Source organism: Candidatus Eremiobacteraceae bacterium (assembly GCA_035314825.1).
GTDB lineage: Bacteria > Vulcanimicrobiota > Vulcanimicrobiia > Eremiobacterales > Eremiobacteraceae > JAFAHD01.
Genome location: DATFYX010000003.1, coordinates 1 through 13,639, shown reverse-complemented (window position 1 = coordinate 13,639; position 13,639 = coordinate 1). Strand labels below are relative to the sequence as shown.

At 61.8% G+C, this 13,639-nt stretch carries 12 protein-coding genes and 1 tRNA gene; 11 read left to right on the top strand and 2 right to left on the bottom strand.

The window, feature by feature from the left end:
* The first annotated feature begins 38 nt into the window (after positions 1 to 38).
* The 11 genes from VKF82_01615 (at position 39) to VKF82_01565 (ending at position 9,653) form a co-directional block, all read left to right on the top strand.
* Positions 39 to 923 carry an alpha/beta fold hydrolase gene (locus tag VKF82_01615; protein ID HME80754.1) on the top strand — a complete coding sequence of 295 codons (885 nt, stop codon included), beginning with the start codon at positions 39 to 41 and terminating at the stop codon, positions 921 to 923.
* Positions 924 to 1,217: 294 nt separating this feature from the next.
* The gene (locus VKF82_01610; protein ID HME80753.1) at positions 1,218 to 2,213 is read left to right on the top strand and encodes a hypothetical protein; all 996 of its coding nucleotides are present in this window, start codon (positions 1,218 to 1,220) and stop codon (positions 2,211 to 2,213) included.
* A gap of 47 nt (positions 2,214 to 2,260) precedes the next feature.
* Positions 2,261 to 2,770: a hypothetical protein gene (locus VKF82_01605; protein ID HME80752.1), complete on the top strand. Its 510-nt coding sequence runs from the start codon at positions 2,261 to 2,263 to the stop codon at positions 2,768 to 2,770.
* Positions 2,767 to 3,549 (top strand): hypothetical protein, encoded by a 783-nt coding sequence (locus VKF82_01600; protein ID HME80751.1) that lies wholly within the window; start codon positions 2,767 to 2,769, stop codon positions 3,547 to 3,549. Before VKF82_01605 ends, VKF82_01600 begins: the two co-directional genes overlap by 4 nt.
* Before the next feature lie 34 nt (positions 3,550 to 3,583).
* Positions 3,584 to 4,963, top strand: a complete 1,380-nt coding sequence (locus VKF82_01595; protein ID HME80750.1) for a sulfatase-like hydrolase/transferase — start codon at positions 3,584 to 3,586, stop codon at positions 4,961 to 4,963.
* A gap of 61 nt (positions 4,964 to 5,024) precedes the next feature.
* A complete protein-coding gene (gene gntH, locus VKF82_01590) occupies positions 5,025 to 6,347 on the top strand; it encodes a guanitoxin biosynthesis MBL fold metallo-hydrolase GntH (protein HME80749.1) in 1,323 nt (440 codons plus the stop codon).
* Positions 6,348 to 6,366: 19 nt separating this feature from the next.
* Positions 6,367 to 7,395 (top strand): GTP-binding protein, encoded by a 1,029-nt coding sequence (locus tag VKF82_01585; protein ID HME80748.1) that lies wholly within the window; start codon positions 6,367 to 6,369, stop codon positions 7,393 to 7,395.
* Between the two features lie 168 nt (positions 7,396 to 7,563).
* Positions 7,564 to 7,638: transfer RNA gene (locus VKF82_01580), tRNA-Val, on the top strand.
* A 24-nt stretch (positions 7,639 to 7,662) separates the two neighbouring features.
* Positions 7,663 to 8,742, top strand: a complete 1,080-nt coding sequence (locus VKF82_01575; GenBank protein ID HME80747.1) for a hypothetical protein — start codon at positions 7,663 to 7,665, stop codon at positions 8,740 to 8,742.
* A complete protein-coding gene (locus tag VKF82_01570) occupies positions 8,708 to 9,157 on the top strand; it encodes a methylglyoxal synthase (GenBank protein HME80746.1) in 450 nt (149 codons plus the stop codon). The genes VKF82_01575 and VKF82_01570 overlap by 35 nt, the downstream gene beginning before the upstream one ends.
* Before the next feature lie 16 nt (positions 9,158 to 9,173).
* Entirely contained in the window at positions 9,174 to 9,653 is a 480-nt protein-coding gene (locus VKF82_01565) for a hypothetical protein (GenBank protein ID HME80745.1), read from the top strand.
* Positions 9,654 to 9,673: 20 nt separating this feature from the next.
* On the opposite strand, the gene VKF82_01560 is transcribed toward VKF82_01565, so the two are convergent.
* Both VKF82_01560 and VKF82_01555 read right to left on the bottom strand, forming a co-directional pair.
* A complete protein-coding gene (locus VKF82_01560; GenBank protein ID HME80744.1) occupies positions 9,674 to 13,396 on the bottom strand; it encodes a TonB-dependent receptor in 3,723 nt (1,240 codons plus the stop codon).
* A gap of 42 nt (positions 13,397 to 13,438) precedes the next feature.
* Positions 13,439 to 13,639, bottom strand: a 201-nt coding sequence (locus VKF82_01555) for a hypothetical protein (protein ID HME80743.1), incomplete at its 5' end; no start/stop codon positions are given.

The following is a 13,639-nucleotide window of genomic DNA, read 5'->3' as shown; positions in this document are numbered from 1 at the left end:
GGCCAGGTGCGATTGAGCACGCGAAGAAAGAGCGCCGCATGCAGACAGCCGAGCTCTCCTATGCCGAACGATCGCTCGGACTCGCGGCCGGAAGTTTCCCTCTTGAAAGCAGGTTTGTCGATGTCGCGGGCGCTCGCTTGCACTACGTCGACGAAGGTTCCGGTCCGATCTTGCTTATGGTGCACGGAAACCCGACGTGGAGTTTCCTTTTTCGGCACCTCATCCCGCTGCTTCGCGACCGGTTTCGCTGTATCGCCCCCGACCTTCCGGGATTCGGCCTGTCAACTGCGCCCGCTTCGTACGATCTTCGCCCCGAGAGTGACGCGGAGGTGCTGGCTGCGTTCGTCGATCGCCTCGCCCTGCCGTCCTATACTCCGCTCGTGCAAGACTGGGGCGGACCAATCGGCCTTCATCTCGCGGGTCGCTTTCCGGATCGTGTCGAGCGACTCGTGATAGGGAACACGTTCTGCTGGCCCGTCAACGGAGATCTACATTTCGAGGCGTTTTCTCGGCTCATGGGCGGTCCGATCGGCGAATTTGCGATTCGGCGCTATAACGCTTTCGTCAACCTTCTCATACCTGCCGGGATCAAGCGGGAGCGGGTCACGCAAGAGACCATGGAAGCGTATCGAAGGCCCCTTCCGACGCCCGAGCGGCGGATGGCGAGTTACGTGCTCCCGCGCAGCATCCTGCGGTCGCACGAGTTCTTGGCTGAGGTCGAGGCGTCGCTCGAAGCATTGCGATCCAAGCAGACGCTCATCGTCTGGGGTGACGCGGATTTCGCATTTCGCCCGAAAGAACGCCAACGCTTTGAAGGGCTGTTCCCGAATCACCGTACCGTCGTGCTCAAGGGCGCCGGGCATTTCATCTGGGAAGACGCCCCGGATGATATCGCAGCGGCCATCCGCGAATGGTGGAACTAGACCAGATGAGCCGAAACAGAAAGCGTCCGCCGACGCACCCAGGCCAGTTGCGCAACGATTTGCGAGTTGCGCAGACTGAGCGACCGCAAGTCGAGCGAGAGGTACAGCCGCTCGCGGTCTAGATCGGCGTGCGTGCCGTACGCCAGCGCAGGTCGTCATCCAAGAAACGTTGTAGAATCCAGCGTTCACCGTTCGTCTTGGTGTTAGCCGCAACTGCAAGGCTATAGGATATCGCTTGGCGTAACGACCCGTTTTAGCGCATCCTGAGACTCGTATTCCAACGGAGCGGATTGAGTGTTAAAGAAGATAGCCCCCGGCTTATACGCTACTATTGCAGCGCTTTTCATAACGACGAACGCGGTCGCGGCGGACCCGACACCCGCCCCGTCGCCTGTTGCAAGCAGTGCCCCTCAGGCACCGGCACAGACGGCTCCCGCCATACCCAAGAACTTCGATCCCTGCGGCGGCCCGATCGAACTCTCGAGCAAGCTCGGCAACGGAACCGCGTGCGTCTTCGTGTTGGGCGAAGCGGCACTCACCGCACAATACGCGAGCGCGAACATCCCCGCCAACACGCAGATCAACTTCATGGGCAACACGCTGAATCTCTCCGGCTACGCGCACGCGTTCGGGTACCCGGCGCCGGTGGTTTATGTCGGGGTTGCTCCCAGGGCACAGATCGTCATCACGCCGCCATCCTTCGTCCAGGTCAATGCAGGCAAACTGGGAACGCTCGCCGCGGGCACGAGCGACATGCAGTTCGAATACAAGCAGCTCCTCTACGTCAACCTTCCGAAATTCACGATGGTGGCGTTGGACCTCGCGTACAAAGCACCGACTGGATCGCAGCTGCTGCGCGGCCCTGGACCCGAATATACGATCAATCCGATAATCACGCAGCCGCTGCCACACAACTTCGGCGTTACGATCGCCTTCCCGGTAAACAACTTCACCGTGAGTTGTCTCACGTGCTCAAGCACGTCTCGTGGGTGGAGTATTTCACCGACGCTAACGCCGTATTGGGAGACGCCCAGCGGTACACTGGTGGCGCTCGTCGTCCAGCATAGCTTCAACCCGAGCACGACGCCGGTCGCGTTTAGCGTCGGGCAGCAGTTTGGCCGACATTTCTTCGTCTCGGCGACCGAAGGCGGCTTCACCCACTCGTCATCTCGCTCGGGTCCATTTTTCGGTCTCGTGAACGCCTCGAGCACCGCTTATCCAAGCTTGTTCTCGGTGAACGTGAATTATCTATTCGGCCGCAGCGATCTGCCGGCTGCACTTATGCAGTGATAGTGGCCTCGTAAGACCGGCGAACAGACGAACGAAAGGACGGTGCGGTGCACACAGTATGGTATGTAGTCCTCATCATCGTCCTTTTGACGCTGATTGCGGTAACGCAGTTGGCGGTGCGCACGCAGCGCCTTGCGACCTACTGGATAGAGCCCCTCGCGTTACTGGTGCTCTGTTGGATGACGATCGAGAAGTATACCGGTTGGCGCTTCTTCACAGCTCACGGCTGGTATATCGTCGGCGCCGTAGTCGGCATCATCATCGGCACGCTCAGGGGCCGAGCAACCAAAGTTGAACTCGGCGCGGAGCCCGGCACCTTCACGGCTCAGGGTTCCTGGATCACTGTGGCGATCCTTGCAACACTCACGTGCACCAACGTCGTAGCTCGATTATTCTTAGAAGGCCAAGCGGGGGTGGACGTACAGAGGGTGACCTCTCCACTGCTGTTAGTCACGGCGTTCAACATGATAGCCTGGCGTGCCGTAATGGTGTGGAAATTTCTCGAGCTCGAGCAGGCTCGTAGCCGGCCTAGCTCGTTGACGCAGAGCCACCCGTGACCTACTTTATCTACCAATCCGATCCGTGGCTGTTCGTGGCGGTGATGTTGGCCGTGCTGGCGCTGGCGATCGAGCTGCCTTATCGCATCTTCGCGGGGTATTTCTCGCGCAGCAAGCAAAAGACGGATCCGCTCAACGCGCTGCAGGCCGGCATCCTCACTCTATCGGCTTTCGTCTTGAGCCTGTCTTTTTCGCAGGCGCAAGCGCGTTTCGATGCGCGACGCGCGCTCGTCGTCACTGAGGCCAACGCGATCGGAACGACGTGGCTTCGAGCGGACTCCCTTGAACCGGCGCAGTCCAAGCGCTTTCGCCAGATACTGACCGATGACATCGAAGCAAGGGTGGCAGCGTACGGAGCGCCGCGAAATCCGGAGCTCTACGGGCAGTCGATCGATCGAAGCAGTCACGACCAAGACGAACTGTGGACGATCGCCTCTTCCGCGTTGCGGGCACGTGAAACGCTGGGGCTTTCGCAACTGAGGCAAAGTCTTAACGATACGATCGACGTCGCAGCACAGCAGCGCCAGTCGATAGCCAGTAAGGTGCCGACACAGGTCACCACGCTTACCCTGCTCCTTGTGATCCTCGGCGCTATTTCTCTTGGTATTCGCTTCGCGCTCGATGGAGTGCGACCGGCTATGATGAGCGCGATATATGTCGTCGCCTACGTGGTCGTCATCAGCATGATGGTCGAGTACGATCGCCAGGACACCGGGCTTATCAAGGTCAGCCTCACACCGCTGACGCTTCAAATGCAGGCGATGGAGCACGCACGCTAGGTCCGGCCACGCCCGAGAAGCAAGGAGAGAATTCATGGCAGCGAGTAAACCAAACATCGTCTTTATTCTGGTCGACAACGTCGGCTGGGGCGACTTTAGCTGCTACGGGGGAAGCACTCCAACCCCTAGGATAGACAAACTTGCCAGCTCAGGAATACGCTTCAATAACTACACGGTCGAATCGCAGTGCACGCCGTCGCGCTCGGCCATCATGACTGGCCGCCAGTCCGTGCGATCGGGCACGTATACTGTGCCGATGCCCGGCGCGGGGCCGAGCGGACTAGCTCCTTGGGAGTATACGGTCGCCGAGTTGCTTTCCGATGCGGGTTACGCGACGTCGCTGTTCGGCAAGTGGCATCTCGGCGAGGTTGAGGGCCGGCTGCCCAGCGACCAGGGCTTCGACGAGTGGTGGGGCTACCGGAACAGCGCCGACGAGTGCGGCTATACGGCGTATGCGACGTACAGAGCGGCCGCCAAAGCCAAAGGCTTTGAGACGCCTAAGATCTGGCAGGGCAAGAAGGGGCAGAAGTCTACCGCAGTCCGTGAGTTGGACATGGAAGTGCGTCCTTTGCTCGACGAGCTGATCGTCGACAAGGCCACCGACTTCATCAACCGGGCCGCCAAGGGCGACAAGCCGTTCTTCACCTATATCGCCCTGTCGCACGTGCACCCTCCGGAGAAGGCGCATCCGGACTTTGACCAGACCGATCCGACGCGCCTTGGGCTGTACGCGGATCTGATGGCAGAGATGGACCATCGGGTTGGGCAGATCGTCGACTGCGTGGCCCAAGCCGGCATCGCCAAGAACACGATCGTCGTGCTCTCCAGCGACAATGCGACCGTGTATGTCCCCGCGTTTGGATGGGGTGGTTCGAATGGACCTTGGCGTGGTGATTTCTCGACGCCGCCCGCGGAGGGCTCGATGCGAACCGCAGCGATGGTGAGCTGTCCGGGAATGGTGCCATCCGGCGTGATCACCGAGGAGATGCTATCCGCCCACGACTGGTACAAGACGTTCGCGGCGGTGGCGGGCGCCTCGGACAAGGTACCCACGGACAGGCCGATGGACGGCGTCGACGCCTCCGAGTTCCTGCTCGGCAAAAGCAAGGCAACCGGCCGGGAGCATCTGCTGTTCTTCGGTCCGGATGGATCGCTCATGTCCGTCAAGTGGCACAACATCAAAGTATGGCTTCGGTACGCCGAGGGCTTCGACAAGCCTATCGTCAAGCCGTGTTTTCCGCTGGTGTACGACCTCGGCAGCGACCCAAGCGAGAGAAACAGCCTCTTCGATGTCAAGATGGACATCGGTTGGGAGATGGGCGCCGTCCTCCCGCCTGCTTTCGAGTACGAGAAAAGCATCGCGCAATTCCCCAACATCAAGCCTGGCGAAGAGTTCAAGGGCTATAAGCAATGAGTCTGCGGTGCGATCCCATGATCAGTATGCACACTGCGTAGAAAAATAGAGGAGACTATCCATGGCAACCGACGATAACACGCCCATGCCGAAGAGCCCGTACGGCGGAGGGCCGAGCGCCGGCCTCCAGTTCCCCGAATACTACAAGCCGACGAAATATGTCCGATCCCGCAACAATTACTACCCTTCCAGCGAGACCATCGGGCCGGACGAGATGCGGATCTCGTTTGTCGGTTCGTGCCCGGCGCCGCCGCGGCGCGATCAGGCGGGCACGTGCGTCATGGTGGAGCTGGGAAACGGCGATCGGTTCTTCTTCGACTTCGGCCCCGGCTGCATCAAGAACATTCTCGCCATGGGCGTCCCCCTACAGGAGATCAATGACATCTTTCTGACGCACCTGCACGTCGACCACTACCACGACCTCTCCTATCTCGTGCCTTTCGCGCCTTGGGCAGGGCGATGGACGCAAAAGCTACGCGTCACCGGCCCTTCCGGCCGCACGCCCGATCTCGGCACGAAAGCGATGGTCGCCGGCATGAAACAAATGCTGAAATGGCACCTAGAAGCCTTCGACCTCTTCCCAATAGGGGTTGGCTACGAAGTGGAGGTGAACGAGTTCGACTGGAAAGACGAGAATGGCATCTGCTACGAAAAAAATGGCGTGACGATTCGCCATTGGCGGCGTTCGCATGCTAAGGATGGCGCTTCGGCGTATCGTTTGGATTGGAACGGCCTTTCGTTTGTCTGGACAGGCGATGGAAGGCCTGACGATTTGACCGCCAAGTATGCAAAGAACGTCGACGTCTTCGTCACCGAGGTGCAAGCGGATCTGGCGCGCATCAACCAATACAAGTATGGACTGCCCGAATTCCTTTATAACTACACGATCGATACTCACCACACGGTGCACTACGCTGCTGGATATCTGATGAAGCAGGTCAACCCGCGTTGCGCGATGGTCACCCATCTCGAGTATGACAACGACTATCTCAACGAGATCAGTGCCGGCGTCCGCGCGCACTGGGATGGGCTCTTCCTTTACGGCGCGCCGGACATAGCCGTCGTCAACGTGACCAAGGACGCGATCTGGCACAGAATGGCTGCGATGCCAGGGTTCGCGGGCCAGCCATTTCCGAATCCCACGCTCTTGTTCGGCGATCCGCTTCCGGTCAATACCGGCATCGGCATTGTGCCCCAGCCGAGGCTGCCGCGCGAGGATCAGCAGGAACAACAAACGCGCGATCTCGAGATCGATCCGAGGAAGTACTATCCACCCGACGTCTATCGCGAACCGCTCACTAAGCTCCCGAACCCAGCGGACGTGGATCTGATCGCGCTGGCGAAGGCGATGAATATCGATCTCAGCAAATTCATGAAGAAGTAGAGTGGCGATCGGGGTCCAAATGGATATCGTAGCCGACGACGTCAGGGCCGTTCCGGTAACGGTTCTGACAGGGTTTCTTGGTGCGGGAAAGACGACGCTGCTCAACCGCATCCTGAACGGCGCACACGGGCTGCGTGTGGCGGTGCTGGTCAACGATTTCGGCGCGATCAACATCGACACCGAGCTGGTCATCGGCGTTAAGGACGACGTCATCAGCCTGGCCAATGGCTGCGTGTGCTGCACGATTCGCGACGACTTGGTCGAAGCCGTCGTCGCAGCGATCGACCGGCCCGAAGCGCCCGAATATGTTCTGCTCGAAGCAAGCGGCGTCGCAGATCCTTCAGGGATTGCGATGACGTTCGTCGACCCCAATTTGCGGGAGCGCATCCGATTAGACAGCGTGACCTGCGTGATCGATGCTGATCAAGCCTTCGCCTACCCGGACTATCCGGACCTCATGGCGCTCAAGCTTCGGCAGGTGGCGTTCTCCGACATGGTTATCATCAACAAGGTCGCTCTGGCCGGTCCAGAACAGGTGCAAAAAGTGCGCGCGTGGCTAGACGGCAGCTTCAGCCGCCTGCGCATCGTCGAAGCCAATCAATGCGATGTGCCGCTGGAAATCTTGCTCTCGGTCGGACGTTTCGATGGGGCCGAGCCGGGTCTCGACCCTCAAGCATTGGAGTACGACAGATGTAGCGATACGGGTTGCGCCGAGCACGGTGCCCACGATCACGCCGCAAAGACCTTTAGCACGTGGAGTTATGAGACCGACGAGCCGCTGTCGTTGGAAGCGTTGCGTGAGGTCAGCCGGACGCTGCCGGGAAACATCTATCGAGCCAAGGGCGTCGTCCACACGGTGGACGCGCCAGACCAACCTGCCGTGCTGCAAGTCGTAGGTCGCCGCGTAGACATTTCAACCAAACGGGAGTGGGGACAGCGCGCCCCGCGCACGCAGATCGTGGTCATTGGCGCCGCTGGAAGCATTGACGCGAACGTGTTGGAACGGACATTCGCCTCATGCATTGCGTCCGCAACCCCTAATGAATGATGTCGGTTCGAGCCCCATCGGCGTCGCCAGTCAAACCCGCACCGGCGTTCCACAAAACAAACTGGCCGTGGAGCACTCGCTGTAACCGCGGAAAAAGCTTTTGTTGGCGCACGTGGCGTACGCCAGCGCAGGTCGTCATCCAAAAAAAGTTGTAGAATAAGGCGTTTCGGGCGAATAGCTCAGCGGTAGAGCACTCGCTTCACACGCGAGGGGTCGTAGGTTCGAAACCTACTTCGCCCACCAGAAGTCGACCCGACAGGGCGGCGCATGCGGATACTCTGCTTCAATGTATGGCTCTGGTGCGCGGCTTTGATGCTCGCGTGCGCCGGCGCGGCGCGCGCCGATCAAAGCGGACCTGCTGCCCCAGGCGTGCCCGCCCCCGTATTGACCGGCGTCGCGTACGATGAGATCCGCTGGCACGCCGTGGACATAAAGCCGTTCGCCCCGGGCTCGTTTGCGTCGGATCGCGAGACGCTCATCAAACGGGTTTCGCCCACCGATCGCTACCCGGACGTGCACGGGAATATCCAAGGCAATCTCGGGGCCAACTTGATGTCGACCACGCCCGAGTTCATCGCGCTGTACCGCTACTCGTATCTGGGTGATTGGATCCGCGTCGATGATCTGATCGCGCAGACGGCGACGATCTCGCGCCCGGATCTCGGCGAGACCATCTATCTGAACCTCAAGACCAAGACCTACCACAGCGACAAGACACCGCCGCCGACCGCACCCATGCCGGCGCCATCCGCCTCTGCCTCGCCGTCGCCGAACCCATCGCCCTCCGCGTCCCCATCCTACAACTACCTCCTCGAAATCAACAGCGAGCAGGCCCCGGGTATGTCGATCGACGGCCTGCAGACCACAGGGACGACCGGCGAGGGCAATTTCTCGACGCTGCAGGCAACCGCGTCGTGCATACAGGTCCAGGGCAGCCTGACATGGGTGCTGTACCAGGCCACGGATTTTCATACCGCGCCGCGAGACCCGTTCACCAACTTCGCCAATGTCACGACGCCGCGCATGTTCTCGCGCTGCGCCGTGCAGAGCAAGTCGTCGCTTGGCGGCGTGCCGGCGCCCAACCTCATGCTCTATTTCAGCCTGGTGATGACCCTGGCAACGGGCCCGATCAGAATCGGTCCGATCGACGCGGTCACCGAGCGGGGCAATGTCGTGAAGCTCGGCGCGAACGATACAGGTCTCTTCGCCATCCCGCCGGACTTCACGCCGCAGAGCAAGGTCACCATGGCCAATGCGACACGAGTCGCAGCCCGCAACCCAAGCTTGACGGGCATCCGCTATGATGATGCCCATGTTGAACCAACACTGGCACGCAACGCCCGATGAGCCCCGCCCGCGCGTAGCGCTCATCGCGCACGATGCCCGCAAGGAAGAGATGGCCCAGTGGGTCGCCTTTAACGGCGGGACCCTCTCGCGCTGCACGATCTTCGCCACCGCCACCACCGGTTCGCTCGTCGAGGAGCGCCTCGGGATGCGCATCCACAAGCTGCTCTCCGGTCCGTTGGGGGGAGACGCCCAATGCGGAGCGCTGATCGCCGAGGGCCGCATCGACGTCGTGTTCTTCTTTTGGGATCCGCTTTCGCCCCAGCCGCACGACGTCGACGTCAAGGCGCTGCTGCGCCTCGCCGTGCTCTACGACGTGCCGATCGCATGCAACAGACGCTCGGCCGATCTGCTCATCTCCTCGCCGCTGTTCGCGGACGTCATGTATCACGAGTCAAAGGAAGTGGCCGGGGCATAGGCGCACAGGTGACCTCATGACGCAGCTGAACGAGCGGGCGTACGTGCAAGCGCCCTACGGCCGGGCGCCGCAGTACCTCAAGGCATATCTCGAGCGCAACGGCTGGCATCTAGGGACGCCGGCGTCGCTCTCCTTGCGCGTCGAGGCGCGCGACCTGGGTCTTCCGGGCGACATGAGCGTCGCGCGAGACGTCACTGCGAAAGTGAACGCAGTCGACGACCCCACCCATCTCACCACGCCGCTGTCCGTCGAATGGTCGCCCGCCGGTGGCGGCCCGTTCCCCACATTTCACGGAACCCTGACGATCAGCGAGGACGAGGACTACGGTTCGTGCGTGCTGACGCTCTCAGGCGAATACGAACCGCCGCTTGGAGTGGTAGGCAAAGGATTTGACGCGGTGATCGGCCGGCGCATCGCCGTGGCCACCGCGCGCCGGCTGCTCGAAGAGATTCGCGACGGCATAGAAGCCGAGCAGACCGCCGAACAGCTCAAGTAGCGCGTTCAAAGAACGCGCTACTACACTTTGAATTCCATGTTCATGTAGACGTTGAACGGCTGCGCTGACAGCGCCGCGCCGTACGGGTATTTCACCAATGGTTGGATCGGGTCGCCCGGGTTGAAGATATTGCCGACCGGCGGGATGTGGCCTTGCAAGAAGTCGTAGCCGCACGTCGAGCCTGATCCATTCACCCACGGCAGCGCCGTGCCGCCCGAGCACTTCGTGTAGATGTTCGTCAGCGTGAAGCGCAGGTTCGTGTTGTTCGAGAGCTCGTAGCCGATCTGCGCGTGCAGCGCGAACAGGTTCGGCTCTTTGAACGCGCCCGGCGCGTCGAAGTTGCCGGTGTACTGGTCCGGGATCACGAGCGTGCCGGCGCACGTGGTGGCGTCGTAGCCGGTCCCGGTGCCGCCGAACGGATAGCGCGGATCGCTCCCGATCGGCGGGCCAGCGGCCAGCGGTGCGCAGGTCGTCGGGTCGACGCCGATCTGCTGCTGCGGGGCACCGTATTGGCTGCCCTGGACGTACTGGAGCAGCGGTGCGACCGTGAATTTCTGATGTTTGTAGCTGAGCGTCAGCGCCATGAAGCTGGGCACACCATAGCTCGCGGTCGAGAGCTGCGTGCCGGTGGGGACCACGTAGTACGTGGGATACGCAGCGCTCGGGTTGAGCAGCGGGCGCGCCGGAGCGTTGAAGTAGGGATTGGCGACGCCGCTCACCTCGGTCGGAATCGCGTTGGCACCGCCGTAGACGCCGCATGGCGAGGTCGGACTGGTCGAGGGCAACGCCCCGGCGCATGCCGACGTGAACGAGTTATACTGCTGGATCGAACTGTTGACGCCCGACAACAGCGTCGCGCCGTTCGCCAGCGGCGAATAGACGATGGAGCTGTGCGTGTAGGTATAGGAGAGCAGAATCGAGAGACCGTCGTGGGTGAAGTCGCCCTTTTGCAGCTGGAACTCGAAACCGCTGCTCGTCTGCTTGCCCGCGTTGACGCCGCCCAGCGTGCCCGTCGTCGGGTTGATGAAGAAGCGCTGGATCTGATCGCGCGTCACGCGCTGGAAGGGCGTGAATTTGAGGCTCGTGTCGGCGTCGTTGAAACGGTGCTCGTACGAGAAATCGTAGTTGTACGACACCTGCGGCTTTACCGAGTGCAGCGGCGTCGTGTCGCCCAACGCGTAGTAGAGCGGTCCGATGTATGCGGGCAGGTTCTGCTGCAGCGTATCTGAGTACTGGAACTGCGATGGCGCCGGCTGTGCGTAGACGCCGTACGAGAAGCGCAGCACGTCGAAGAGATCGAGCGTATACGTGCCGCCGATGCGCGGCTGCACGATGTTGTAGACGACTTGCGCGCCGTTGGCTGTCCCGTTGGTCAACGTCGCCTGCGCGAAATCCGGGCCGCCGCCTGGCGGGACCGGAATGGTGTTGCACGGCGTGCCCGGCGCTGCGCCGAGCAGCGTCTCGTCAATCGGGTTGCCGCCGTTGAAGCCCGGGTATACGCACATCACGTTGTTCCAGGCGTTGAACCAAAACGCGCGCGCGGGTCCGCCTACGGTGGAGGGCACGTCGTATTCGAAGCGATCCCAGCGCAGACCGAGGTTCACATGCAGACGCGACGACGGCGTCCACTGGTCTTCCAATGACACTCCAGTGAACTTGGGCGTGACGGCGTTCACCGTCCCCGTCTGGCCGTTCTCAAGCGCGAGCCATTCGCACGCGGACGCGCCGCCGCAGCCTCCCGGCGGCGCGGGGAAGTACGGTCCAGCGAACGTCAGGAATTTCTGATTGATAAAGGAGAAACCGGTCTGCTGCAGGCTCGGCAGCGGCGTGATGGGCTCGCACGAGGTCGCCGTCGGCGCCCCGGGCAGCCCGGCCGGGAACGGGAAGCTCAAGTAGTAGCACGTGCCGTTGGTCGGATTGGTCGCGCTCACCAACGCGGCGAACGCCGTTTGCGGCGCTGGGAACCACGGCGCGCCTTGCTGCGACGTCGACGGCTGGTTGTTGTTGACGCTATAATCGTGGCCATACGTGTACGACGCCTGCACCTTGAAGAGATGGTGCGTGCTCAACTGCGCGTTGTAGTCGGCTGAAAGACCGCGTTGATGGTTCGACAGCTCCTGATCGGAGGGCAGGCTGATGTAGAACTGCTGCTGGCCGTTCGGGCTGTACGTGAACCAGTTGGAATACGAGGTGAACCCATAGATGCGCAGATACGCTGCCGGGCTGAAGAAGTGCGTGTACTGCACTTTGGTGATGGCAAGCGCATTCGACTGCGCGTCCTCTTGGTTGATCGGGATCTGCGAGCCGCCGCCGTCGATGCCGGCACTCGGGAAGAAGTAGGGGATCACGTCGTCGGGGAGGCCGCCGAGCGTACCGGTCACGGGCTGCAGCAACGATCCATTATACTGGAAACCGGGCACGAACTTCGCGACCTGGCCCGAATGGAAGCCCGGCGTCGCATCGTAGCCGTTCCAGAACGGCACGCCGCCCCAATCGTTGTACGACGAGTACTCGTACGTGTAGAGCTGCGAGACGTAGTACAGCAGCTGGACGTCGTCATCGGCGTTCTTGCCGCCGCGCGGTATCGCGAAATGGAAGTTCGCGATATTGTTGCTGTCGTCGATGCGCGAATTGCGCCCCATCACGTATGGGCCGACCACGTAGCCGCCCGGTCCGGCGGGCAGCGCCATGAAGAAGCCCGTGTTGGCATAGCAACCGGTGTAGTTCGAGCCGTTCGGTATGCCGCATCCCGGCATGCCGCCGGACACCGGCCCGAGCGCAGCGTTTTGCAGATCAAACGGCTGGCCGAAGTTGGTCGAAAAGGCTGCGCCATTGGACTGGTCGACGTAGCGGAAGGCTTGGCCGTAGCCGCCCGATGCGATGAAATACGTCAGGCGGCGATTGGGCGCAGCGCCGCCCGCTTCGAAATCGTAGCTGTTATAGAACGACGGCGAGCCGATGCCGAGCGTGAGATCCGCAAATCCCGGATACGTGCCGGTGCGGACGACTTGGTTCACGTAGCCTGACAGCCCGTGCGACTCGGCGTCGGCGGGAGCGGCGCCTGTATACACCTGCAGCGACTGCTGCCCGACCGTCGACAGCGTGGTCAGCGGCGCGTTGTCGTAGGTGCGGTTCACCGGAATGCCGTCGAATTCGTAGCCCACTTCGTCGAAGGCGCCGCCGCGGATGAACACCGGCTGGTTCCACCCGGCCGCGATCGGCGGCACGAAGGCGCCGGGCACGGCCGCGATGGACGAGTAATCGTTGTTGATGCCGTAACCGCCGTTGAGGCCGGTGAGCGTCTTTTGCAGCGGCCGGTTGATCGAATACACGTCGACCGTCGTGCCCGCGCTGACGAGCCCGCCTCGCGTGACGACGACTTCGCCCAGCGTCTTGACCGGCGCGAGGACGATCTGGACCGTGCGCGTGTTGTCGGCGACGACGTCGACGCCGGTAAGCGTGACCGTCTGGAAACCGGTCTTCGATGCCGTGACCGCGTACGTGTCGGGGAAAAGCGCGACGAATGTGAACTGGCCGCGCAGATCGGTCGCGGTCTGGGCGTTTTGCGATAGCGACGTCGCGCTGATCTTGACTTCCGCGAGCGGCGCGTTCTGGGCCGTCACGACGAAGCCCGCGAGCGCACCGGTCGTTCCGGCGGACGCCCGTCCGGCCAGACCGGCGAGCATACCCGCACCGAGAGCGCACAAAAACGCGACGCGACGCCAAGCCATCGAGCTTTGCATGTGTGGTCCTCCGACGGTAGGGGGGTGCGACCGCTTGGCCGCCTATCCCTCCCTTTCTGAAAAAACGCGCCATGCCTCACTCGACTCTTGGAAAAAGGCGGCTTGATGGTCGAGGATGTCCTCCGCGTTCGGAAAGCGCGGGTCGACGCGGACGCCTGTCAAACGGTAGCCGTCTTGCGTGGGGGCCGCAATGCCCAGGCGCACCAGCCCGCGCAGCGCAGCGCGCGTCATGCGCTCGGGCGA

What these genes read in the sequence shown, in the direction of transcription:
- VKF82_01615 (HME80754.1), top strand. Translation starts at nt 39, where the DNA reads ATGCAGACAGCCGAGCTCTCCTATGCCGAACGATCGCTCGGACTCGCG.
- VKF82_01595 (HME80750.1), top strand. Translation starts at nt 3,584, where the DNA reads ATGGCAGCGAGTAAACCAAACATCGTCTTTATTCTGGTCGACAACGTC.
- gntH (HME80749.1), top strand. Translation starts at nt 5,025, where the DNA reads ATGGCAACCGACGATAACACGCCCATGCCGAAGAGCCCGTACGGCGGA.
- VKF82_01585 (HME80748.1), top strand. Translation starts at nt 6,367, where the DNA reads ATGGATATCGTAGCCGACGACGTCAGGGCCGTTCCGGTAACGGTTCTG.
- VKF82_01575 (HME80747.1), top strand. Translation starts at nt 7,663, where the DNA reads ATGCGGATACTCTGCTTCAATGTATGGCTCTGGTGCGCGGCTTTGATG.
- VKF82_01570 (HME80746.1), top strand. Translation starts at nt 8,708, where the DNA reads ATGTTGAACCAACACTGGCACGCAACGCCCGATGAGCCCCGCCCGCGC.
- VKF82_01565 (HME80745.1), top strand. Translation starts at nt 9,174, where the DNA reads ATGACGCAGCTGAACGAGCGGGCGTACGTGCAAGCGCCCTACGGCCGG.
- VKF82_01560 (HME80744.1), bottom strand. Translation starts at nt 13,396, where the DNA reads ATGCAAAGCTCGATGGCTTGGCGTCGCGTCGCGTTTTTGTGCGCTCTC.